28 protein-coding genes are annotated in these 22,080 nt (G+C 36.0%); 27 read left to right on the top strand and 1 reads right to left on the bottom strand.

Features of this window, described 5'->3' with window-relative positions; genetic code table 11:
- The first annotated feature begins 82 nt into the window (after positions 1–82).
- Positions 83–238 carry a hypothetical protein gene (locus VQL36_RS19440; protein ID WP_349250891.1) on the top strand — a complete coding sequence of 52 codons (156 nt, stop codon included), beginning with the start codon at positions 83–85 and terminating at the stop codon, positions 236–238.
- On the opposite strand, the gene VQL36_RS19435 is transcribed toward VQL36_RS19440, so the two are convergent.
- On the bottom strand, positions 198–872 hold the full coding sequence (locus VQL36_RS19435) for a helix-turn-helix transcriptional regulator (protein WP_349250890.1): 675 nt from the start codon (positions 870–872) through the stop codon (positions 198–200). The genes VQL36_RS19440 and VQL36_RS19435 overlap by 41 nt on opposite strands.
- A gap of 183 nt (positions 873–1,055) precedes the next feature.
- Between VQL36_RS19435 and VQL36_RS19430 the strand changes: the two genes are divergently transcribed.
- From VQL36_RS19430 to VQL36_RS19305, 26 genes are all read left to right on the top strand, one after another.
- Positions 1,056–1,343 carry a hypothetical protein gene (locus VQL36_RS19430; RefSeq protein ID WP_349250889.1) on the top strand — a complete coding sequence of 96 codons (288 nt, stop codon included), beginning with the start codon at positions 1,056–1,058 and terminating at the stop codon, positions 1,341–1,343.
- Positions 1,340–1,579 carry a DNA-binding protein gene (locus tag VQL36_RS19425; RefSeq protein WP_349250888.1) on the top strand — a complete coding sequence of 80 codons (240 nt, stop codon included), beginning with the start codon at positions 1,340–1,342 and terminating at the stop codon, positions 1,577–1,579. The genes VQL36_RS19430 and VQL36_RS19425 overlap by 4 nt, the downstream gene beginning before the upstream one ends.
- A gap of 50 nt (positions 1,580–1,629) precedes the next feature.
- Positions 1,630–1,818: a hypothetical protein gene (locus VQL36_RS19420; RefSeq protein ID WP_349250887.1), complete on the top strand. Its 189-nt coding sequence runs from the start codon at positions 1,630–1,632 to the stop codon at positions 1,816–1,818.
- A gap of 23 nt (positions 1,819–1,841) precedes the next feature.
- Positions 1,842–2,609: a phage antirepressor gene (locus VQL36_RS19415; RefSeq protein WP_349250886.1), complete on the top strand. Its 768-nt coding sequence runs from the start codon at positions 1,842–1,844 to the stop codon at positions 2,607–2,609.
- Between the two features lie 28 nt (positions 2,610–2,637).
- On the top strand, positions 2,638–2,769 hold the full coding sequence (locus tag VQL36_RS19410; RefSeq protein ID WP_349250885.1) for a hypothetical protein: 132 nt from the start codon (positions 2,638–2,640) through the stop codon (positions 2,767–2,769).
- Between the two features lie 116 nt (positions 2,770–2,885).
- Entirely contained in the window at positions 2,886–3,161 is a 276-nt protein-coding gene (locus tag VQL36_RS19405) for an AbrB/MazE/SpoVT family DNA-binding domain-containing protein (RefSeq protein ID WP_349250884.1), read from the top strand.
- 156 nt (positions 3,162–3,317) lie between these two features.
- Positions 3,318–3,665, top strand: coding sequence for a hypothetical protein (locus VQL36_RS19400; protein WP_349250883.1), 348 nt, complete (start codon positions 3,318–3,320; stop codon positions 3,663–3,665).
- Positions 3,662–4,861 (top strand): DUF2800 domain-containing protein, encoded by a 1,200-nt coding sequence (locus VQL36_RS19395; protein WP_349250882.1) that lies wholly within the window; start codon positions 3,662–3,664, stop codon positions 4,859–4,861. The genes VQL36_RS19400 and VQL36_RS19395 overlap by 4 nt, the downstream gene beginning before the upstream one ends.
- A gap of 26 nt (positions 4,862–4,887) precedes the next feature.
- Entirely contained in the window at positions 4,888–5,475 is a 588-nt protein-coding gene (locus VQL36_RS19390) for a DUF2815 family protein (protein WP_349250881.1), read from the top strand.
- 65 nt (positions 5,476–5,540) lie between these two features.
- On the top strand, positions 5,541–5,729 hold the full coding sequence (locus VQL36_RS19385; protein ID WP_349250880.1) for a hypothetical protein: 189 nt from the start codon (positions 5,541–5,543) through the stop codon (positions 5,727–5,729).
- A complete protein-coding gene (locus VQL36_RS19380; RefSeq protein ID WP_349250879.1) occupies positions 5,716–7,674 on the top strand; it encodes a DNA polymerase in 1,959 nt (652 codons plus the stop codon). The genes VQL36_RS19385 and VQL36_RS19380 overlap by 14 nt, the downstream gene beginning before the upstream one ends.
- A gap of 11 nt (positions 7,675–7,685) precedes the next feature.
- Complete coding sequence (locus VQL36_RS19375) at positions 7,686–8,168, top strand: hypothetical protein (protein WP_349250878.1); 483 nt, start codon at positions 7,686–7,688, stop codon at positions 8,166–8,168.
- 6 nt (positions 8,169–8,174) lie between these two features.
- Entirely contained in the window at positions 8,175–10,526 is a 2,352-nt protein-coding gene (locus tag VQL36_RS19370; protein ID WP_349250877.1) for a virulence-associated E family protein, read from the top strand.
- Positions 10,527–10,813: 287 nt separating this feature from the next.
- Positions 10,814–11,140 (top strand): VRR-NUC domain-containing protein, encoded by a 327-nt coding sequence (locus tag VQL36_RS19365; RefSeq protein WP_349250876.1) that lies wholly within the window; start codon positions 10,814–10,816, stop codon positions 11,138–11,140.
- Positions 11,089–12,459, top strand: coding sequence for a DEAD/DEAH box helicase (locus tag VQL36_RS19360; protein WP_349250875.1), 1,371 nt, complete (start codon positions 11,089–11,091; stop codon positions 12,457–12,459). The genes VQL36_RS19365 and VQL36_RS19360 overlap by 52 nt, the downstream gene beginning before the upstream one ends.
- Before the next feature lie 5 nt (positions 12,460–12,464).
- Positions 12,465–13,142 carry a DUF3310 domain-containing protein gene (locus VQL36_RS19355; RefSeq protein ID WP_349250874.1) on the top strand — a complete coding sequence of 226 codons (678 nt, stop codon included), beginning with the start codon at positions 12,465–12,467 and terminating at the stop codon, positions 13,140–13,142.
- Positions 13,139–13,672, top strand: a complete 534-nt coding sequence (locus VQL36_RS19350) for an HTH domain-containing protein (RefSeq protein WP_349250873.1) — start codon at positions 13,139–13,141, stop codon at positions 13,670–13,672. Before VQL36_RS19355 ends, VQL36_RS19350 begins: the two co-directional genes overlap by 4 nt.
- Positions 13,673–13,836: 164 nt before the next feature.
- Positions 13,837–14,343 (top strand): ParB N-terminal domain-containing protein, encoded by a 507-nt coding sequence (locus VQL36_RS19345; protein ID WP_349250872.1) that lies wholly within the window; start codon positions 13,837–13,839, stop codon positions 14,341–14,343.
- Positions 14,344–14,354: 11 nt separating this feature from the next.
- Positions 14,355–15,383, top strand: coding sequence for a DNA cytosine methyltransferase (locus VQL36_RS19340; protein WP_349250871.1), 1,029 nt, complete (start codon positions 14,355–14,357; stop codon positions 15,381–15,383).
- A gap of 133 nt (positions 15,384–15,516) precedes the next feature.
- Positions 15,517–15,762, top strand: a complete 246-nt coding sequence (locus VQL36_RS19335; RefSeq protein ID WP_349250870.1) for a hypothetical protein — start codon at positions 15,517–15,519, stop codon at positions 15,760–15,762.
- Between the two features lie 40 nt (positions 15,763–15,802).
- On the top strand, positions 15,803–16,528 hold the full coding sequence (terS, locus tag VQL36_RS19330) for a phage terminase small subunit (RefSeq protein WP_349250869.1): 726 nt from the start codon (positions 15,803–15,805) through the stop codon (positions 16,526–16,528).
- Positions 16,521–17,762: a PBSX family phage terminase large subunit gene (locus VQL36_RS19325; RefSeq protein ID WP_349250868.1), complete on the top strand. Its 1,242-nt coding sequence runs from the start codon at positions 16,521–16,523 to the stop codon at positions 17,760–17,762. The genes terS and VQL36_RS19325 overlap by 8 nt, the downstream gene beginning before the upstream one ends.
- Positions 17,763–18,057: 295 nt before the next feature.
- Positions 18,058–18,909, top strand: coding sequence for a hypothetical protein (locus VQL36_RS19320; RefSeq protein ID WP_349250867.1), 852 nt, complete (start codon positions 18,058–18,060; stop codon positions 18,907–18,909).
- 57 nt (positions 18,910–18,966) lie between these two features.
- Positions 18,967–19,482, top strand: coding sequence for a hypothetical protein (locus tag VQL36_RS19315; protein ID WP_349250866.1), 516 nt, complete (start codon positions 18,967–18,969; stop codon positions 19,480–19,482).
- 142 nt (positions 19,483–19,624) lie between these two features.
- A complete protein-coding gene (locus VQL36_RS19310; RefSeq protein WP_349250865.1) occupies positions 19,625–21,058 on the top strand; it encodes a phage portal protein in 1,434 nt (477 codons plus the stop codon).
- Complete coding sequence (locus tag VQL36_RS19305) at positions 21,055–22,077, top strand: minor capsid protein (protein WP_349250864.1); 1,023 nt, start codon at positions 21,055–21,057, stop codon at positions 22,075–22,077. The genes VQL36_RS19310 and VQL36_RS19305 overlap by 4 nt, the downstream gene beginning before the upstream one ends.
- The last annotated feature ends 3 nt before the right edge of the window (positions 22,078–22,080 follow it).

The following is a 22,080-nucleotide window of genomic DNA, read 5'->3' as shown; positions in this document are numbered from 1 at the left end:
CTTGATTTTTCTGCTAAAAAGTTACCATTTGAATCCTTGAAATACGAACATAAGTTCTGTATAATAAAGTTATACTTCATTTATGAAAGGTTTTGGTGGTTTATTGAAACAAGTAACAATTGATCTAAAAAAAGTTGCAATTTTATTAGGAAAAGAAGTAGATGGCATCCATGGTTTGATGAAAATCATTAAAGAAATTAATCTTTCTGTTTTAAAGCACGAAATAGAGCGATCATAGTTTTTATTTCATCCTCGGATAGAACATGATCATCAATTGTAAGTTTGTATTTTTTTATTAATTCTTCATTCGATAAACTGATTTCATCTAAAAACTCTCTCTCATTTTTAAAAGAGTCAGAGTTTTTATGTGAGAGTATGATAGCATTGAACTCCTCTAATAAATTCTCTTTAGTTTTTTCCACTGGATCAGTAAAATCCATAAATTCCATGATATTATTTTCAGCTAATTTCCTCTTCTCTTCATATTCAAATAATTCCTCGGAGAGGTATTTATTAAATATTCTTTTTATTTGATCAAATTCACCTAAACTTAATAACTGATTAATAGTAATATTTAATAATTTATCTAATTCATTATGTTTAATAAAAAAGTCTTTTACTATATTTAGTTCTTCCCCTTCTAGTCCTTCTAAATAGCCTGATGCTTCTAATAGCTCACTGTAAGAAGTACTTTTTAAATACTCAGATAAAGTTCTAAGAGTATTCATGGTTGGTCTTTGGATCTCTTTTTCAATTCTTGATAAAGTTGCCGATGATATGCCGGATTTAATTGCGAGTTTCCTTTGACTGCCATATCCACTTAATTCCCTATGCTTCTGAATAAATTCACCGTATCCCTCATTGCTTTCCATTTTTATTTAATCATCCTTTCAAATAATAACTAATGTGATTATAACAAATATGTTGCGTATACGCAATTATATAGTTACCTACACGCAACTTTGTTTATTTAAGTTGTTGCGTATGAGTATAATATTTAGTATATTATTTATACGAGCTCGCAAAGAAAAATATGGAAGGAGGTGTTCTAATAGATGGACAATATGAAAAGACATACAGTTCGATTAAATGTTAAAGAGTTGATGAGAGCCATGACGGAATTTGGAATTGAAAGTGATGTTGAACTTGCAGCAAAGCTAGGGATTTCAAAAACTCAAGTTTGGCGAGCAAAACTTCCTATAAATGATGACAGACATAATTCGCCAGGTCCCATTTTTATAGCCGGAGTTCTTAAAGCGTTTGGTGGTCCATTTGAAAGGTTTTTTGTTACTGATGAGTTAAAGAATACAAAAGTTGAAGAGAAGAAGGTGAGTGTATCATGAACAATAAAAAAACAATCAGTTTGGAAGAACTACCCGACATACTAACAGCTCAGGATATCGCAGATTACCTTAAAATCTCTCGTCGAAGAGTATATGAGTATTTTCAAATACACCCTGACCATGGTGGGATTCTTAACTTTGAAGCAGGAGAGGCTTCCAAACGAGCGGAAAAGGATGACCTCATTGATTGGATTAAAAAAAGAAAAGAAGAAAAGTTAAAACAGTTTGCCAATTAATTATTTTACATACAAATCTATTAATCTATCAAACAAAAGAAGGTGAAAGAATGAGTCAATTTCAAGAATATGCAGTGTACAAAGGTGATGAACTTATATGTATCGGTACAAAAGAAGAATGTGCTAAAGAATTAAATGTACAACCTGATTATATTTATTGGCTTACAACGCCAACTGCAAAAAGAAGATTAGCAAAACGGAAGAATCCAGAAAAATGTAAAGTAGCTTTACGGTTATGAAACTATCAAAGGAAGGTGAAAAAATGAATCAATTACAAATATTTAAAAATTCAGAGTTTGGTGAACTAAGCGTATTAAATGTAAATGGTAAAGAGTTATTCCCAGCAACAGATTGTGCAAAGCTTCTTGGATATAGTAATCCTCATAAAGCAATTAGGGATCATTGCAAGGGGTGCACGAAACGTTCAGTCCTTACAAATGGTGGGGAGCAAGATATTAATTTAATTCCCGAAGGAGACTTATACCGATTAATCGCAAGATCAAAATTGCCATCAGCGGAGCAATTTGAAAAATGGGTTTTTGAAGAAGTATTGCCGAGCATCCGTAAACATGGCGGCTACTTAACACCTGAAAAAGTTGAAGAAGCTTTACTCAATCCCGATACACTGATCCAGTTAGCAACCAAACTAAAAGAAGAAAGAGAAATTAACAAGCAACTACAACAAACCATCATAACGGACAAGCCTAAAGTAAACTTTGCAAATGCTCTAGAAACTTCAACTAACACGATTTTGATTGGTGAGTTAGCGAAGCTACTTAAACAAAATGGAATAGAAATAGGTCAGAACAGACTTTTTAAAAAACTTCGTCAGGATGGCTACTTAATGAAAACACGTGATGATCGGTGGAATGATCCAACACAGAAAGCAATGGAGTTAGGGTTATTCGAAATTAAAAAACGAACCATTAATAATCCCGATGGAAGTATTATAACCACAAAAACAACTAAGGTGACTGGTAAAGGTCAAATTTATTTCATAAACAAGTACACAGAATCTAATGTATCTTAATCTACTAAATGAAAGGAGGTGATAGAAAATGACTGGCGATAGAGTTGAAAAACTTAGAAAATACTTTGAGCATTTCAATGTTGAAGAAAAGTATGGAATTAGTTTTCAAGAGTTTGCAAGGAGAGTACAGATTGGTACATGGGAGGCGGTCTTAGCGTGAATAACCAACATCATAGAAAAAGCGTTAAACTGCTGCAACAGTTAACGCCCACACAATAAAAAAAGAATTTAATTGCCTACAGTATACCACAAGGTTAGTGGAAAGGGGAAATGTATATGAAAGCTACAGGTATTGTAAGACGGATTGATGATTTAGGTAGAGTTGTGATTCCTAAAGAATTGAGACGTGTGATGGGTATTAGAGAAGGGGATCCACTTGAAATATTCGCGGACAAGGAAAAGGCTGTTCTTAAAAAATTTCATGCAGGTTGTGTTACTTGCGGTCGAGTGGATCGCCCTATGAATAAGCTATATCCCGAAACGCTTATTTGTATGAATTGTGTAAAAGTTATTGTTGAAAATCAAGAGAAGATTATTAGTGAAATGCAATGAAAACACTTGACTTAAGACATGGTATTAAGGTCCTGCTCCTTCCCCCAGAGTGTGAAGTCTGTGGTCAGGAAGTAGATCCACTAAGTATCCACGTATGGAACGATAAGGATGTTTGTAAATATTGTATTAAAGAAATTAACGAGGAGGCATTTATATATGCAAATTACGATTAAAATTGATGCACCTGAATTAGTTGGTGCAGTAAATAATCTAGCGGTTGCTATGGGTGGGAAGGCAACAAGCAATAAAAATACATCTATTAAAGAAGAAAAGGGAAAGAAACCTGAAACTAAGCAAGATTCAAAAGAAACAAAAGAAGATAAAAGTGATTCCCAGGTCAAAACATTTAAACCTGAAGAGTTAAGGGCGAAAGCAGCAGAGGTAAGTAAATCTGGTAAACGTGAAGAGGTCAAAGCATTGCTTACTAAATTTGAAGTGAAAAATATTACATCTGTTCCAGAAGAACGTAGTGCAGAGTTTATGTCTGCTTTAGAGGCACTATGAGTAGTACTCATTCAGAAAGGGCACATGCCAAGTTATCAGCTTCAGGGTCAAGCAGGTGGTTAGCGTGCCCTGGTAGTGTTCGATTAGAAGAAATGTTCCCTGATACATCTTCAAGTTATGCGGATGAGGGGACAGCTGCACATGAATTATCTGAACTAAAACTACAGCTGCATATGGGCGAAATTAAAAAACGGACATATAACGCTGAGTTAAAGAAACTTAAACAAAATGAACAGTTTGCATCCTTCTATTCACAAGAGATGGAGGATTACGTTCAAAACTATGTAGACACTGTGATTGAACGGATTAATGCTGCTAAAGCAAAAACACCGGATGCAATTGTGCTACTAGAGCAAAAATTAGACTTCTCTCAGTGGGTACCACCCAATAATTTCGGTACGGGTGACGTGGTGATTATTGCAGAAGGTCATGTTGATGTCATTGATCTGAAGTATGGAAAAGGTGTACAAGTCTCTGCATTTGGTAATTCACAGATGAGATTATACGGTCTTGGTGCATTGCATGAATTTGAATTTTTATATGGTGTGGATGAAATCAGTATGACAATTGTCCAACCACGTTTAGATAACATTACAACAGAAACGCTCAGTGCAGAAGAGTTATTGAAATGGGCAGAAATCGTGGTAAAACCGGGCGCAAAGAAAACAACTTCAAATAGACCTTCATTTAAAGCAGGGGATCACTGCAAATTTTGCAAAGCAAGAAGCCACTGCCGAGCAAGAGCAATGGCAAACCTTGAATTGTTGGAATATGAATTTCAGGATCCACCATTGCTATCTACTGAAGAAATTGCAGATGTATTAGCAAAAGCTGATGAGTTGAAAAAGTGGGCTGGAGAAGTTCAGGACTATGCTTTTGATCAAGCTTTAAACCATGGAATCATCTATCCAGGATGGAAGTTAGTGACTGGTAGAAGTAATAGAAAATATAGAGATGAAAAAGAAGTTGAAGATACTTTAATTTTAGAAGGGTACGAGGAAAATAAAATTACGAAGAAAAAATTACTAGGAATCACAGCCATGGAAAATTTGGTCGGTAAAAAACGATTCAATGAGCTTTTAAAAGATTTAATTATTAAACCAGAGGGGAAACCCGTTTTAGTTACTGAATCTGACAAGCGTCCTGCTTTATCTTCATTATCCGAAATCGAATCAGAATTTGCCGATATGGCTTAAATAAAAATTAAAGGAGAAATGTAAAAATGGCAATTACAAATACAAAAGTAGTAACAGGAAAGGTTCGTTTATCTTATGTAAACATATTTCAACCACAGTCTATCAATGGAGGAGACGAAAAGTACAGTACATCTATTTTAATTCCTAAGAGTGATAAGGAAACTTTAAGAAAAATAAAGGCAGCTGTGGACGCAGCAAAAGAACAAGGTAGAGGTCAGTGGGGTGGTAAAGTTCCTGCTAACTGTAAGACTCCTTTGCGTGATGGAGATGAGGAACGTCCAGATGATGAAGCTTATGCAGGTCACTATTTCTTGAATGCGACTAGTAAGAACAAACCTGGTGTTGCAAAACCAATTGGTAAACACCCTGATGGAAAAACGAAGTTTGAAGAAATTACAGATACAACCGAAGTGTATTCCGGATGTTATGCAAAAGTAAGTCTCAATATTTACCCATTTAACGTAAACGGAAATCGAGGTATAGCCGCAGGGTTAAACAATGTCGTTAAAGTTCAAGATGGTGATTTCCTTGGTGGTCGAAGCAGTGTAAATGATGATTTTTCAGATGAAGATTTTGAGGTTGAGATTGAAGATGATGAGGATTTCTTAGCATAACAACTCACGGTGGGGATTCATAACGGAATCCCCTTTTCTATCAAAAATATTGGAGGCTTTAAGGGATGGGTAATTATGAAACAGATGAAATTAAAAAACATTTACTTGGATTAGACCTTATAGATGTTGATAAATTTAACGATGAATTAAAACTTGTATTTTCGGGAGACCTTACGTTAATTGTGACTGGAGGATATACCAAGGAAATATTCACTGAAATTATGCAACGGAAGATAACTTATGAAAAGATATAAGATTCTATCCATCGATATAGAGACTTATTGTGAAACGGATTTAAAAACAGCAGGCATGTATAGATATGTGGATTGTGACAGCTTTGAGGTTACATTGTTTGCTTACGCTTGGGATGATGGTCCAGTTATTGTGATTGATCTACTAGATTTTGAGGATATTCCCAGTGAGGTAATGGAAGCCATGACGGATTCAAATGTAATTAAAACCGCTTGGAACGCGACATTTGAAAGGACTTGTATTACTAAACATTTTGGTGTACCAATGCCTGCTGATCAATGGCGTTGTTCCATGGTTCATGCTTATTATTTAGGTCTTCCTGGTAGTTTGGATAAAGTCGGAAATATATTGAGGGTGGACGCTCAAAAAGATAGTGCAGGTAAAGCACTCATAAAATACTTTGCAGTTCCTTGTAAGGCTACAAAAAAGAATGGAGGGAGGACTCGGAACCTACCTCATCATGATCCTGAGAAGTGGTCGAACTTCATTGAATATTGCCGTAGAGATGTTGAGTCTGAACGTGAGATTAGAGAGATGTTAGAAAAACACCCTGTTCCTGATTTTGAACAAAAGCTTTGGGTGCTGGATCAGCAAATCAATGATCGTGGAGTACAGCTCCAACATGTATTAGCGGAACACGCTATTACCTGTGATACATCTTATCAAGAAAAACAAATGGCAGAAGCATCAAAATTAACCGGATTAGATAATCCGAATAGTGTAACTCAGCTAAAAAAATGGATATCAGAAAAAGAAGGTATTGAGGTTAAGAGTTTAAACAAAGAGACGGTTCCAGTACTTTTAAAAGAAGTAGAAAGTGAAGAAGTTCGCAGGGTGTTAGAGCTAAGGAAAGAGATGGCTAAAACCTCAGTTAAGAAATATATCACCATGAAAAAGGCTTTATGTTCGGATGGTAGAGTCAGAGGATTGTTGCAATTTTATGGTGCCAATCGAACAGGCAGATGGGCAGGACGCTTAGTTCAAGTTCACAATCTTCCGAAAAACAAAATTCCTGACATTGATTTAGCAAGACAGCTCCTGATAGATGGTGATTTTGAGTTGATAGAAATACTATTTGGAAACGTACCTAGTATTCTTTCTCAACTAATTAGAACCACCTTTATTCCCTCAGAGGGTAACAGGTTTATTGTTTCAGATTTCTCAGCCATTGAAGCTAGGGTGATTGCTTGGCTTGCTGGAGAACAGTGGCGTTTAGATGTTTTTAATACACATGGGAAAATATATGAAGCATCGGCAGCTCAGATGTTTAAGGTTCCCATAGAATCTATTGATAAAGGTTCAGATTTAAGGCAAAGAGGAAAAGTTGCAGAATTGGCACTTGGTTATCAAGGGGGTCCTAATGCATTAATTCAAATGGGGGCATTAGATATGGGGATTCCTGAAGAAGATTTACAGTCACTTGTGAATGCTTGGAGAAATGCAAATCAGGCAATAAAGAAGTTTTGGTACGACGTAGGAAATGCAGCGATTAAGGCAGTTGAGGAGAAAAGAACGGTAAAGCTTCAACATGGTTTAGCCATCAGCTATGCCACAGGTGGTATGTTTATCAAACTTCCTTCAGGTAGACGACTAGCCTATGTGAGTCCAAGAATAGAAATGGATAAACGATTTAATAGACCAAAATTAACTTATGAGGGTGTAGGAGATCAAGGACAATGGAAACGACTTGACACATACGGTGGGAAATTAGTGGAGAATATAGTTCAAGCTGTGGCTAGAGATTGTTTAGCTATAGCTATGACTCGATTAGATGCTCATGGATATAAGATGGTCATGCATGTGCATGATGAGGTAATAATTGATGAACCGTGTGAACTGAACTCAATGGAAGAGATTGAGGAGATTATGGGGAAGCCGATAGAATGGGCTCCTGGATTACCACTTCGAGGTGACGGATTTGAAACCAATTACTATATGAAAGATTAGGAGGGAATGAAATGTTAAAGGTGGTTTTGACACTTGAAGGATCAAAGAAGATTCGAGAAGAGATCACACACATAAAAACTATTAAAATACCTCAACTAAAGAAGCGATTGAAACGATCTCAGATGATGGAGGGGACAAAATATTTAATTGCATGTACTAAGGATGAAATACGTTTTTATGAAAAACGGATACCTTATTTAAAAGGGTTGCTTTTATCTGCAGCTATTCAACGACACTCAAATCAGTTACTCCCTAGACACACAGAACCCCATCAAATCGTAATGGATAAAATCGACCATTTACAAGTAATGATTAAACAAAAAAGAGAAGATATACAAATGTTTTCTCATTATAGAACATGTGTTAAGCAGGTAGCATTACTGGTAGCAGACCAAAGTGATAAATTGGAGTCTGATATTCAAAATCATGAAAAGGAATTATCCTGCTATATAGAAGATGCAAAGATTATGGGCGTAGAAGTGAATTTGGGGTGACACATAATGCTTGAAATCTCATTCGGAAGAAATAGAAGTGATAAAAACTGGAAGCCTGATTACTTGGAATGGGGAGAGTTTGTAGAGAAGCTACGTGATGTCCGAAGAACTGAAGAGACGATGGCTGAATATGATCAGATGACCAATGCACAAAAGGGAAAAATCAAAGATGGTCCTGCATATGTTGGCGGTCTGATTAAAAAAGGTCGTAGGAAGAAAGAGAACATCGATAGTCGGTGGATCATTACTTTAGATGCCGACCATGCCGATGATGATTTTCTACTAGACTGTGACCTAGTTTTAGGTGGATCTGCTTATGTCATTTATTCCACACACAGTCATCGACCAACTAAACAAAAGTATCGATTGGTGGTTCCCGTTGATCGAGAAATGTCACCAGATGAATATGCTGCTGTATCTCGAAAGTTAGCTGAACAGATTGGAATTGAGTACTTTGATAAAACAACCTTTGATGTTCACCGATTGATGTATATGCCTAGTTGTTCCAAAGATGCACCTTTTGTATTTGAAGAATCAACGGGTGAACCTTTAGAAGTGGACCAGGTATTACAAAATTACACCGACTGGCGTGATCCTTTTGAATGGCCACGCCATCCAGATGAAAAAAATCTTAGGACAAGCAGTGGCAAGATGGAGGATCCACGTGAGAAGAATGGAGCCATTGGAGCTTTTTGTAGGATCTACTCCATAAGCGAAGCGATAGCGACATTCTTGGAGGGAGTTTATGAGCCAACGACAATAGAGGACCGATACACCTACAGTGGTTCAACCTCTTATGGTGGAGTGGTTGTTTATGATCATGATACTTTCGCTTATTCTCATCATGAATCGGATCCCATTAGTGGGCGAGAGGTCAACGCTTTTGATCTGGTTCGCTTGAACAAATTTAAGGATTTAGATGAAGGTGTCAGTGAGAAAACCAACATTACAAAACTTCCAAGTTACATGGCTATGGTGGAATTCGCAGCAAATGATTCAAAAGTAAAACGAGAAATAATTTCAGATGAATTTGGCGATTTAGAAGAGTTAGACGAGACAGATCTGGATTGGATGTCAAAGTTAGAAATGCATCCAAAGAATCCTAAAATGGTTTTATCCAATGCTTTAAATGCAGAAGTGATAATGACACATGGAATGTTTGAAAATGCATTAGCTTATGACGCGTTTGGAAATACAGAAGTCATTAAAAGTGAACTACCTTGGCGAAAACGTGAGAGACAACAAGCTGATTATGAGCCATGGCTCGGTGCGGATGATCGAAGATTATTGCACTATTTTGGTAAAGTTTATAAATTCAAATCCGCTGAGACCATTAAAAACGCCTTTACTGAGGTCGTTCATCAAAACGCCTTTCATCCTATTAAAGAGTACTTGGAAGAACAATTATGGGATGGGGTTAAACGATTAGATACATTGTTTATTGATTATTTGGGTGCCGATGACTTACCTTATGTACGAGCTGTTACAAGGAAAATGTTTGTAGCAGCTGTAAAACGATTGTATGAACCTGGTTGTAAATTTGACCATATGTTGGTGCTTGTTGGACCACAAGGAGCAGGAAAAAGTAGTTTGTTAGCTATGATGGGTAGGCAGTGGTTCAGTGATAGTTTACGGACGTTTGACAATAAGGAAGCAGGAGAACACTTGCAGGGCTCTTGGATCTTTGAGATTGGTGAGCTTGCAGCGATGAAAAAGGCTGAAGTTGAAGAGATCAAACAATTCCTTTCTAAAGAAAATGATAAATATAGAGTGGCTTATGACCGTCAAGTTTCGGAGTTTCCAAGGAAGTGTGTGTTTTTTGGAACAACGAATAATCACAACTTTTTAAAAGATACCACAGGGAATAGACGGTTTTGGCCAGTGACCATAAACCCTGAAAAACGAACTAAGAATCATTTCGATAAATTAAGTGAGGAAGTCATAGGGCAAATATGGGCAGAAGCATTGAGTCTGTATGAGAGGGGTGAAAATTTAAAGCTGGATAGAGTAATTGCATTGGAAGCTGAACGCATACAAGAAGCCCACATGGAAGGTGATCCACGTGAAGGGATGATTCATGATTATCTTGAAACACCCTTACCTGATAATTGGAACCAGATGGACGTTTACGCACGTAGAAACTACCTAGAACAGCCCACTGGTGATATTGAAAGAAAACGGGTGTGTGCAGCTGAAATATGGGCTGAGTGCCTTGGAAATGATCCAGCTAAATTTAGTGTTTGGGAGGCACGGAGTATATACGACACGTTAAGAAGAGCAAAAGACTGGCAGGAAAGGGTGCCTAATAGAACACGATTTAAACTATACGGCACCCAAACCACATTCGAAAAGGTGTGACATTAAGTATAAAAAAACGTTACAGCATGTGACATTAAAAATTATAGGTGTGTGACAGTAGTGACAGTAAATGTGGCATTAAAAGTGATTTTACTGTCACACTGAAAAACCAATAGCACCAAGAGTTAAGTGTTAATTGTGATAGTAGTGACAGTAAAATATATAGGTATATATAAATAATAAATAGGATAGTAATAGTACACGCAATACGTATGCTAACGCATATATACCCGCGTATAGGGGTTTTAGTGCGAACTGTCACACCTAAAATATGGTAGGTGATAGAGTTGAGAGAATCAAGACTTGAACAGAGATTGAGAAAAGAAGTTGAAAACATCGGCGGGTTGTATTGGAAATTTACTTCACCTGGGTTGAGAGGTGTACCAGACCGTGTATGTATCTTTCCTGGTAATAGAATCGTTTTTGTTGAAATGAAAGCACCAGGCAAGAAACTTGGACCCCTACAGTTGAAACGAAAACAAGAACTGGGGCAACGAAATGCAAAAGTACATGTAGTTGATTCAGTCGAAAAGATAAAACAGTTTGTGGAGGAGCATCAGAAATGGATTTTAAACCACACAAATATCAAGAATATGCCATCGAGAGAATTTTAGATACATCAGCCATAGCCCTCCTGCTTGAGATGGGATTAGGCAAAACAGTGATCACTCTAACAGCCATAGAGCAAATGTTGTTTGATACTTTTGAAGCTTCTAAAATTCTAGTGATCGCACCTCTTCGAGTGGCAGATGATACATGGAGCCGTGAGTCGCAAAAATGGGACCATTTGAAACATTTGAGGATCTCTAAGATTCTTGGTAGTCGAATGCAAAGAGAGAGAGGGCTAAATGCAGATGCTGATCTCTATGTAATGAATCGTGAAAATGTCTCGTGGTTGGTGAGTATGACGGGGAAAGATTGGCCATTTGAAACAGTTGTAATCGATGAGCTATCTAGTTTTAAAAATAGTAAATCCCAACGGTTTAGAGCATTAAAAAGGGTTCGACCTTTGATGCAGCGTGTCATTGGATTAACCGGAACACCTACCCCAAATGGATTAGAGGATTTGTGGTCACAGATGTATTTAATTGATCAAGGAGAAAGGTTGGGTAAAACCATTACTAGATTTCGTGATCGATATTTAAACGCAGGTCAAAGGGACAAAAACAATTCTCATGTTGTGTATGAGTGGAAGCCTAAACCTGAAGCAGAGAAAAATGTGTATGAAAAGATTTCAGATATTGCTGTCAGTATGCGTGCAGAGGATTGGCTAGATATGCCAGAACGTATGGATAGAATCATTCCTATCAAACTAAATGATGAATCAACTAAACAATATAAAAAGCTTGAACGAGATTTACTTTTACCTTTTGCAGATGGGGATGTAGTTGCCAATACGGCAGCTGTACTATCAAACAAACTTTTACAAATGGCAAATGGTGCAGTATACGATGAGACGCGAGGTGTAAAAGAGATTCATGAAGCCAAACTCGATGCACTAGAAGATATAATCGAAGCAGCTAACGGACATCCCATTTTAGTATTTTATGCTTTCAAGCATGATCTGGAACGGATCCAAGATAGATTTAAGTTTACCCGAACTCTAGGAAAGGGATCAGATGACATAGAGGATTGGAACAATGGCAATATTCAAATGCTTGCTGTTCATCCAGCTTCAGCAGGACACGGATTGAATTTACAAGATGGTGGGAATTTGATTGTTTGGTTTGGACTGAATTGGAGTTTGGAATTGTACCAACAAGCAAATGCAAGATTACACCGCCAAGGTCAGAAACGGAGTGTAGTGGTTCACCATTTGGTAACAGAAGGCACGATGGATGAAGATGTCATGAATGCTTTAGATGGAAAAGCTACTGGACAAGATGCCTTGATGGAAGCCGTTAAAGCAAGAATTGAAAAAGTGAAGGAGTGATAGAAGTGAGAAGAGAAGGAACACCAATCCCAAAAAAAGAGAACGAGTTAAAAGGGACTGGAGCAGGTCCAGTTACAACTAGACAAATGACATCAGAAGAGCGTGAAAAATATGCCAAACTTAAAGTTGAATCGGTGAGAGATAGCAACGGAAATAATGTGAAACCACCAACAGTATCGTGGGATAAAAAGGATAAAACGAAACAAAAGAGAGAAAATAAGATCCCTCCAATCCCAGCGGTCATTACGAAAGAGCAATATTTATCTAGACGTTTGAACGGTGAAAAAAGAACTCCTATTTTTCAATCTTTAGATATCCCACAAAAGAAATTCTATAGCCTTCTAGATAGCTGGGGGATCAGAGAGACAAAGGATGAGGAAGTGGCAATGATTCAAATGCACACCCATAAGCTGAGCAAGGATGAACTAGAATGTAAACCGGAAGAAAAAGTTGAAAGAACTGAAAAACAGAATGATCCAGTTAACCGTCCAAATCATTATGTCACTGGGGGCATTGAAACCATTGATTTTATGCAGGCAAAGCTAACAGGTGAACAATTTAAAGGCTACTGCTTAGGGAATGTGTTGAAATACTGCACTAGACACGAGCATAAAAACGGTAAGGAGGATCTTAAAAAAGCACAGTGGTATTTAAATAAACTACTAGAGGCGGTGGGAGAATGACAGTAAATCAAAATGAACAGCTGGTTGAAAGAATTACGAAAGTTGCAATTGAGACTGCATTAGAATTTTTGGAGAAAGAAGAACAGAAAAAACAAAAGGTAAAGAAAGATTTCAGATTACGAAACACTAAGCTGTTATTAAAAAATTATCGATCATTTCTCTTGCATTGTGAGGATTTGAAAGATGAGATTGAAGAAATAGAGATGCAAGTGTTAGACGAGCTTTACACTGAAGAGATCGCCATAGAGTCCATAAAGAGAAGTAAGCAGAGGACTTTAACCATTGTCCAATTCATTAAAAAAATGCTTGGGATATATCAAGTTCTATGTGAAAAATCTAATAGACCTGAAGAAATTCGAAGGTATAAAATTATTGAAATGATGTACATTTCAGAAGAAAAATTTACAGCAGAACAAATTGCTGAATGTCAGTTAATAGACGTTAGAACAGTATATCGCGACATCAACGAAGCGTGTAAAACCTTATCGGTACTGATATTTGGGGTAGACGCGGTTAGATTGCGCTATTAGAAAAGTGTGTCAAAAAGAGTTCATTTCTTTGCCATAACAACCATGTTACTATGATATTGTGAAATAATTTTAATCCTAACCTTTTTCTCCATATAGCCGTCTTTCATTTTCCCAACGCTTGGGATTTTGAGGGACGGTATTTTATATAAAACTGGAGGTAGATTATGAATATACAGAACATATCTATTGAGCAAATTAACCCTGCGTCTTATAACCCAAGAATAGATTTAAAATCAGGAGATGCAGAATATGAAAAATTAAAAACATCGATTGAAGAATTTGGAATTTTACAACCTTTAATCTTAAATAAAACAACTGGGAACCTTGTTGGTGGTCATCAAAGATTTAAAATTCTGTTAGAACAAGGACAAAAAGAGGTTGAATGTGTCATCGTAGAAATGGACGACACAAAAGAAAAGGCTGCTAACCTAGCATTAAACAAAGTTCAGGGTGATTGGGATGAGATCAAACTTGAAGGCTTATTGAATGAATTGGAAGGGATTATTGACCTTAGTATTTCAGGATTTAATCAAGATGAATTGAATGAAATCTTAAAAGCTGGAGAATTTAAAATCGGTGATATTACGGATAATCAGGAATTGAATTTAAATGATTTTGCGGATGAACAATTTACACATCAATGTCCTAAATGCGGATTTCAATTTGATTGAGGTTATGGATTATGAAGATAACATATGATTGGAGATTATCAGACTTAGTAAAAGTAAAACATAATGGATTAAATGTATTTAGTTGTTTTAGTTGCGGTGGAGGTTCTACGATGGGGTATAAATTAGCAGGGTTCAATGTCATTGGAAACTGTGAAATAGATCCACAAATGATGAAGATATATAGGCATAACCATAAACCCAAACATTCTTACTTGATGGATATTCGAGAATTTAAAAAAATCCCGAATGAAGAATTACCAACGGAACTATTTCAGTTAGATATATTAGACGGATCACCTCCTTGCAGTACCTTTTCGATGTCAGGTCAAAGAGAGGAAGTGTGGGGGAAAGAAAAGAAATTTAGAGAAGGTCAAGCCAAGCAACAATTGGATGATCTCTTTTTTGATTTCAACGATGTAGCCGAGAAATTTAAACCGAAAGTAATCGTTGCTGAAAATGTAGTTGGACTTGTTAGAGGTAATGCAAAAGGATATGTGAACCAAATTATTAAACAACTAACTAACATTGGATATGTAACTCAGATATTCAAGTTAAACAGTGCAACAATGGGAGTACCACAAAGGAGAGAAAGAATATTCTTTATTTCTTACAGAAAAGATTTAAACTTCCCTAAATTGAAATTACAGTTCAATGAAAGACCAATAAAATATAAAGAGTTTAAGAGTGGAAAAGGAACCCCATTAAACCCAAACACGAAAACATATCGTAGATGGTTAAGAAGAAATCCCTCAGACACAAATATAGGAGATATTACAGCAAGGACAGAAGGAAAAGAGAATAATTTCAACACAAACTTATTAAATGACGAAATGATATCACAAACTTTAACAAGCAATGGAGAGGTGATTAGATATGATGAACCTTGTTACATTTCCAAAGAGGATATATTAAACATTCAGTCTTTCCCTAAAGACTATGCTTTCTTGGATGCATCTCCTAAGTATGTTTGTGGTATGAGTGTACCTCCATTAATGATGAGAGCTATAGCTGAACAAATATACAAACAGTGGCTTAAATAAGAAAAGAGGACGCTGGACACGTCCTCTAAGCCTTGAGAGCAACAGCCCTCAGTGAGATAGTGCAATTACGTGCGCACGTTTTTGGTAGACACTATCTCTATAAATATCTTATTAGGTATTGGAGGATGTTGCAATGGAAGCCTTTGACAGAAAAGTAAAACAAGCAATAGATGAATTACAAGATTCTAATGTAAAGTATAGAAAAGTCATCCAAGCAGGAATCAGTAAATGGATTAAAGATTATCAAGAAGGACGCATTCAAATTAACACTGTTGCAGATTTAAAGAAGTTAATAGAAATGGACATACAATTGCAAAAGGATGAATTATTTTTAATGAAAACAAATCAAAAATTATACGATAAAGATAAATTTAAATAGGGTTTACAAAACAAACTCAACAGGTGGTGGTGATGATGTAATGGCAAAGGTTAGAAGTCCAAATCGTGATAAAGCCCTTGATACATGGCTAGAACACAAAGGAAAGATAAGTAATCGAGAATTAGCTTCACTGCTTGGGGAAAAAGAAAAAACGATTAGCAACTGGAAATGTCGTGATCAATGGAATGTAGTACTACAAACAGGTAAACGTAGTACTACAAATAAAAGTGAGTCAAAAGGAGGAGCACCTAAAGGAAATAAGAACGCTAAAGGTAATAGAGGTGGTGCAGCTCCTACAAGAAATACGAATGCAGTATCACATGGCTTTTTTAAACGCATTTTTCCTGATGATGAGGAAACGTTACACATTGTTAAGGAGATAGAAACGAAGTCACCTCTTGATCTTCTATGGGAAAATATTGTGATTCAATATACAGCGATTATAAGGGCTCAGAAGATTATGTTTGTTCAAAACCAACAAGATGAGACAAGAGTGTTAAAAAAGCAAAAGCAAGGTGATGACCTATGGGAAGAAGAATGGGAGTATCAACATTCATGGGATAAGCAAGCAAACTTTTTACAAGCACAGGCAAGAGCATTGTCTACTCTTACATCGATGATTAAACAATATGAAGAGATGTGCAGGCAAGGTTGGGCAAATGAAGAACAACAACTACGAATTCAGAAATTAAAAACAGAGGTCAATAAACTAAATGAAGAGAGCAACCCAGATCCTGTTATATTTAAGGATGATCTTCATGAGTAACGAAATAAGTTTACAAGAGACAGTAGGTAAGGGCTATGCTAAGTTTTGGCGTTTTAGAGGCCGTTATCGTGTTGTAAAAGGTGGGCGTGGTTCAAAGAAGAGCGTAACCGCAGCTTTATCTATTATCTATAACATGATGAAAATGCCGCTAGCTAATACTTTAGTCATTCGGAAGACCTTTAATGCTCATAAAGACTCTACCTGGGCACAACTTAAATGGGCTTCGAATCGATTAGAAGTTTCTCACTTATGGAAATTTAAGAAAAGCCCGTTAGAGGCTGTATACAAACCTACAGGACAAAAGATATTGTTTCGAGGTTTGGATGATCCTATGTCGATTACTTCAATTACAGTAGATACAGGTTATCTATGTTGGGCATGGTTTGAAGAAGCATATCAGATTTTGAATGAAGATGATTTTGACAAAATAGATATGTCTATTCGTGGTGAGTTACCAGAAGGATACTACAAACAATTAACGCTATCATTTAACCCTTGGAATGAAAAGCACTGGTTGAAAGGGCGTTTTTTTGATTCAGAAAATCCAAATACTTTAGCAATGACCACAACCTATCAATGTAATGAGTTCCTTGGTAATGATGACAGAGAATTATTTGAGTGGATGAAGAAAACCAAACCTAAGCGATATCGTGTTGAAGGTGAAGGTAATTGGGGAATTGCAGAAGGTGCTATTTATGAAAACTGGCGTGAAGAGGAATTTGATTATCGTAGTATAGCGAAACAAAAAGGGTATAAGGCTATATTTGGTTTAGATTTCGGATACACCAATGATCCGACTGCTTTTATAGCAGCTTTAGTTAATAAAGAACAAAAAAAGCTGTATATCTTTGATGAGCATTATGAGCATGCAATGAAGAACAATGAAATAGCAGAAATGATAAAGCGTAAGGGATATGCGAAAGAAAAAATCATTGCTGATTCAGCAGAACCTAAATCTATCGATGAGATTAGAGGTTATGGGATCTATCGAATGAGGAAAGCGGAGAAAGGTCCAGATAGTGTTTTAGCAGGAATTCAATATTTACAACAATATGAAATTATCGTTCATAAGTTTAAATGCCCTAATGTGAGTATGGAGCTATCAAGTTATATTTGGGATCAAGATAAGAATGGAAGGTTTTTAAATAAACCTATTGATGATTTTAACCACGCGATGGATGCATTACGTTATGCTATGGAACAAATACGAAAACCTGCAGGAACATCATTTTAAATTATGCGCTTGAAAAAGATATGAGAAAATCAGGTGTATCTTTTGTATTGAGGAAATGTGAAAAGTTGTCTTAGAATCGAATATAGCTAAGATAATTAGTTCCATCCTATATATTTGATTATTCTGAAAAATAAGAATAGTATTATTTTTTATTTTTGACAAAATAAGACAAAAAGAAACAAATTATCTCACAATTCGCTATATATATAATTTATTGTTTGTAATAAAATTAACATCAAGAGTGGATAGGCGCCCATACATTCCAGAAAAGATATTCATAGAAGGAGTCATAATTATGTTAAAAAAGATAGTAGCATTTTCTCTAGCATTTGCATTAATTTTAGGAGTGTATACCCCTCAAGTAAATTTTGCAGAAGAAGGATTTGGTAAGAAAGACAAGATCGATGAAGAAGTTTATAATTCCAAAAAGGAAGTACAATTAGCAAAAAAACTACAAAAAATGTCTGAAAAAGAAATTAAAAAAGATCAAAAGTTTTTTTTAAATCAAATTAATAAATTGACTGATCCAGAATTCGATAGATTCATGTATAATTTTGTTAAAGATAATTATCAATCAGTTCAAGAAATGACTGAAAACTTAAAACTATTAGATGTTGAATTTAGCATGATAGAAGAAAAAGATAAAAATAAGGTTAGTATTGCATCATTAACTAGTACATCTGATATGGATTTAACTATATATGCAAGCAAACGTGGAGGTCAGGCTTGGTATAATCTACAGTCTATATGGTTAACAGGTAGTGAAGAGAGTCCAGGAACTTATGATGTAGTTTCTGTAGAGTGGGACCCAACATTTTCTGAATTCTACGATGCAGCTGTCGGAACTGGTGTTAGTAAAAAAGATGGGTCAAAAAGGTTAAGTGGTTCCTATCTATTCAATGTAGAAGATGATGATGATTTTGATTCGTATGCAGTTGTTAGAGTAATTCCAAAAAAATCATCTGGTAGATTCCATTATGGAACTAAGTATTCGCATACTTATGCCACAGTTGAAACTGCAGTGACAGGTACAGCAACTATTTCTTGGAGTGCTACTGGTCCTACTGGTGGAGCTTCTTATGGCGTAACTCTTTCACAAGGTAATGCTGCTTGGGATTTATGGGATGATAATTGGACCAATTTCTAGTGAAGAGAGGGAGCATTACTCCCTCTCTTAAATTTTTATAAAGGTGGTTAAGCTATTATGAAAAAAATTTTACTATTAATTTTTACTCTCCTTCTGTTAGTTGGCTGTACAGTAGAAGAGTCTCAAGAACCTCAAGAGTCTCATCTAGAACAGCCTATAATTGATAGTTTAGAATATCATTATTCTACAACGATATACCAATATGAAAAGATTATTGAAAATATAATAAATAATGAAGGAGATAGTGAATATGCAAAAGGAATGTTAGATATATTTACAATGCAAAACAATTTGCTTATTCCTACTCGAATTAGAGATACTCAAAAAAGTCTTACCGACGATGATTTCACAGCTCTATATAATTTATATAGAAATATCAACTTACATGCCAATGATTTATTAAATGAAGATGTAAATTATACCGATGATTATATTGAAAAATTAAATGAAGTAATTAAACTTACTGATGATCTAAGAGGTTTAAACCCTTACAAAGAAACAATTCTAACCATAGAAAAAGTTAAAGAATTAAATTCAATTCTGGAAAATATTGTTGATGACTCTCAAGGCTGATTAGTTAGATACCGAAGTCTTAAAGTAGCTGTGATTACTTTATAGATTATAGAATTTAAAAATAAAATTTTATTTTTAAACGGACGCTTCTTATGCGTTCTTTTTTTATATAAAATTACATGGAAGGCGGTGACAATCATTGATGGAAACTATTAAAGCTATTTTAAAAGCAGGTGCCTCTTCAGCCATGACCTTAGAGGAGATCATCCTACAAGAAATTGACGATTGGAATTTATCTAATGAAAAACAATGGATGCAAACAGGATACAAGTACTACAGAAATGAAACAGATATTAAAGATCGAAAGAGAATGACAGTCGGTGAAGGTGGGGGGCTTCAAGAAGAAACGAACCTAGCTAACAATAAACTCATTCACGGCTTTATACGAAAGTTAGTTGATCAGAAAGTAGGATATTTACTTTCAAAACCATTAAGCATACAAACAGATAACGAACCATACGCAGACTTGTTGAATGAAACTTTCAATAAGTCTTTTTTACGTCTGTTGCAGAATGTAGGGAAAGAAACAATTAATAAAGGTAGGGGTTGGCTACATGTTTACTATGATGAGGACGGCCAACTTTCTTTTAAAAAAATTCCCTCAGAGGAAATCATCCCGCTTTGGAAAGATGCAGCTCATACGATTCTTGATGCTGTGATCCGAGCTTATGATATTGAAGTTTATGAAGGGAAAACCAAGAAAACCATTACCAAGGTTGAATTTTGGGACACTAAAGGTGTAAAACGATATGTGATTGATGACGGTAAATTAATTCCAGATGTAGAGACTGGAGATAGTAGTCATTTTTCAGTCATTAAAGGAGAAGAACAACAACCTCTTAATTGGGAGCGAGTACCTTTCATTTGTTTTAAGTACAACAATGAAGAGCAACCTTTAGTGCAGTTGATTAAATCACTAGTGGATGATTACGATAACAAGAAATCAGATAACTCCAACAACCTAGAAGATTTACCGAACAGCACCTATGTCATTAAAGATTATGACGGAGAAGATTTAGGAGAGTTTAGACGGAACCTTTCCATTTTCCGTGTTATAAAAGTGACTAGCGAGGGCGGAGTGGATACGATCAATCTTGAGATTGACACCGAAGCTTTTAAAACCCATATGGAAATGAATAGAAAGGACATCTACGAGTTTGGTAGAGGAGTAGACACTCAATCTGAAAAGTTTGGAAATAGTCCTAGTGGGATAGCATTAAAGTTTTTATATGCAGATCTTGATATGGATGCAAACGATATGGAAATGGAATTTCAAGCAAGCTTAGAGCAGCTCTTATGGTTCATTGATCAGCATATAGCAAATACAACCACTCAAGATTTTTCAAATGAACAAGTTGATTTTATCTTTAATCGAGACATCGTGATCAACGAAACAGATACAATCACCAATGCGAAAAATAGCGTAGGTATCATATCTGATGAAACTATCATTAATAATCATCCTTGGGTAACAGATTCACAGGATGAATTAGATCGAGTGAAGAAACAACGTGAGGAAGATTTACAGCAAATGCAGGACTATAATGGTATGGGCGAGGGGAATGAGAATGAATGAAATCCTCCGAATACTGGCAGAAACGCAGTGAGCAGATTGCAAAGGACCAATACGATAAAGCAGATCAATACCTCTCCAAGTTAGGCAGTGAATATGGCAGGGCCATGCAAGAGATTCAAAGGAACATTGAAGTATTCTATCAAAGGTATGCTACTAATGATGAAATAAGCCTTGCTGATACCAGGAAGATACTACAAGGAAAAGAATTAAATGAGTTTAAGATGACGTTAGAAGAGTTTACTAGGAAAGCAAAAAACAATGCAGATGGACGTTGGACAAAGGAATTAAACAATGTCTATTACAGAACACGTATAAGCCGATTTGAAGCCCTGAAAGTACAAGTAAGGCAACAAGTTGAATTATTAGCTGGAAGCCGTCAGAAGGGAGCACGTGAATTACTAGGTGATATTTACGAGGATACTTATTACCGTACGATGTTTGAACTTCAAAAAGGAACAGGCATAGGTGTTAATTTTGCTAGATTAGATCAAGAGGGTATGGATAAAGTACTATCTACTGAGTTTGCAGAATCTAACTGGAGCAAACGAATATGGGGGGATAGAAATAAACTTACAAGAGAGCTGCAAACAAAATTATCTCAATCCTTTATTCGCGGGGATAGCGTTGATCGAACGATAAAAGATGTATCTGCTAGGTTTAATGTTTCTCGCTCAAATGCTGAACGTTTAATTGAAACAGAGACTAGTTTTTTTACAGGACAGGCCACTCTTTCAAGTTATAAAGAAAGTGGAATTGTAAAGAAATATGAAGTGTTAGCTACCTTAGATAATCGAACTACTGAAATCTGTCAGCAGATGGACGGGAAGGTGTTTCCTAATAATCAAGCAGAGGTAAATATCAATTACCCACCTTTTCACGTTCGCTGCAGAACAACCGTGATGCCTTATTTTGATGATGACTTTGATGAAGGTGAAAGAATTGCAAGAGATGAAGACGGAAGCACATATTATGTTCCAAATGATATCAAATATCCAGATTGGAAAAAGAAATATGTATAAGCC

The organism is Chengkuizengella sp. SCS-71B (genome assembly GCF_040100845.1).
In the GTDB taxonomy this organism is placed as follows: Bacteria; Bacillota; Bacilli; order Paenibacillales; family KCTC-33759; genus Chengkuizengella.
This window is presented reverse-complemented; position numbering and strand designations above follow the sequence as displayed.

Excerpts from the sequence above, each read along its gene's own strand:
- VQL36_RS19440 (WP_349250891.1), top strand. The coding sequence starts at position 83 with ATGAAAGGTTTTGGTGGTTTATTGAAACAAGTAACAATTGATCTAAAA.
- VQL36_RS19435 (WP_349250890.1), bottom strand. The coding sequence starts at position 872 with ATGGAAAGCAATGAGGGATACGGTGAATTTATTCAGAAGCATAGGGAA.
- VQL36_RS19430 (WP_349250889.1), top strand. The coding sequence starts at position 1,056 with ATGGACAATATGAAAAGACATACAGTTCGATTAAATGTTAAAGAGTTG.
- VQL36_RS19425 (WP_349250888.1), top strand. The coding sequence starts at position 1,340 with ATGAACAATAAAAAAACAATCAGTTTGGAAGAACTACCCGACATACTA.
- VQL36_RS19420 (WP_349250887.1), top strand. The coding sequence starts at position 1,630 with ATGAGTCAATTTCAAGAATATGCAGTGTACAAAGGTGATGAACTTATA.
- VQL36_RS19415 (WP_349250886.1), top strand. The coding sequence starts at position 1,842 with ATGAATCAATTACAAATATTTAAAAATTCAGAGTTTGGTGAACTAAGC.
- VQL36_RS19410 (WP_349250885.1), top strand. The coding sequence starts at position 2,638 with ATGACTGGCGATAGAGTTGAAAAACTTAGAAAATACTTTGAGCATTTC.
- VQL36_RS19405 (WP_349250884.1), top strand. The coding sequence starts at position 2,886 with ATGAAAGCTACAGGTATTGTAAGACGGATTGATGATTTAGGTAGAGTT.
- VQL36_RS19400 (WP_349250883.1), top strand. The coding sequence starts at position 3,318 with ATGCAAATTACGATTAAAATTGATGCACCTGAATTAGTTGGTGCAGTA.
- VQL36_RS19395 (WP_349250882.1), top strand. The coding sequence starts at position 3,662 with ATGAGTAGTACTCATTCAGAAAGGGCACATGCCAAGTTATCAGCTTCA.
- VQL36_RS19390 (WP_349250881.1), top strand. The coding sequence starts at position 4,888 with ATGGCAATTACAAATACAAAAGTAGTAACAGGAAAGGTTCGTTTATCT.
- VQL36_RS19385 (WP_349250880.1), top strand. The coding sequence starts at position 5,541 with ATGGGTAATTATGAAACAGATGAAATTAAAAAACATTTACTTGGATTA.
- VQL36_RS19380 (WP_349250879.1), top strand. The coding sequence starts at position 5,716 with ATGAAAAGATATAAGATTCTATCCATCGATATAGAGACTTATTGTGAA.
- VQL36_RS19375 (WP_349250878.1), top strand. The coding sequence starts at position 7,686 with ATGTTAAAGGTGGTTTTGACACTTGAAGGATCAAAGAAGATTCGAGAA.
- VQL36_RS19370 (WP_349250877.1), top strand. The coding sequence starts at position 8,175 with ATGCTTGAAATCTCATTCGGAAGAAATAGAAGTGATAAAAACTGGAAG.
- VQL36_RS19360 (WP_349250875.1), top strand. The coding sequence starts at position 11,089 with ATGGATTTTAAACCACACAAATATCAAGAATATGCCATCGAGAGAATT.
- VQL36_RS19350 (WP_349250873.1), top strand. The coding sequence starts at position 13,139 with ATGACAGTAAATCAAAATGAACAGCTGGTTGAAAGAATTACGAAAGTT.
- VQL36_RS19345 (WP_349250872.1), top strand. The coding sequence starts at position 13,837 with ATGAATATACAGAACATATCTATTGAGCAAATTAACCCTGCGTCTTAT.
- VQL36_RS19340 (WP_349250871.1), top strand. The coding sequence starts at position 14,355 with ATGAAGATAACATATGATTGGAGATTATCAGACTTAGTAAAAGTAAAA.
- VQL36_RS19335 (WP_349250870.1), top strand. The coding sequence starts at position 15,517 with ATGGAAGCCTTTGACAGAAAAGTAAAACAAGCAATAGATGAATTACAA.
- terS (WP_349250869.1), top strand. The coding sequence starts at position 15,803 with ATGGCAAAGGTTAGAAGTCCAAATCGTGATAAAGCCCTTGATACATGG.
- VQL36_RS19325 (WP_349250868.1), top strand. The coding sequence starts at position 16,521 with ATGAGTAACGAAATAAGTTTACAAGAGACAGTAGGTAAGGGCTATGCT.
- VQL36_RS19320 (WP_349250867.1), top strand. The coding sequence starts at position 18,058 with ATGTTAAAAAAGATAGTAGCATTTTCTCTAGCATTTGCATTAATTTTA.
- VQL36_RS19315 (WP_349250866.1), top strand. The coding sequence starts at position 18,967 with ATGAAAAAAATTTTACTATTAATTTTTACTCTCCTTCTGTTAGTTGGC.
- VQL36_RS19310 (WP_349250865.1), top strand. The coding sequence starts at position 19,625 with ATGGAAACTATTAAAGCTATTTTAAAAGCAGGTGCCTCTTCAGCCATG.
- VQL36_RS19305 (WP_349250864.1), top strand. The coding sequence starts at position 21,055 with ATGAAATCCTCCGAATACTGGCAGAAACGCAGTGAGCAGATTGCAAAG.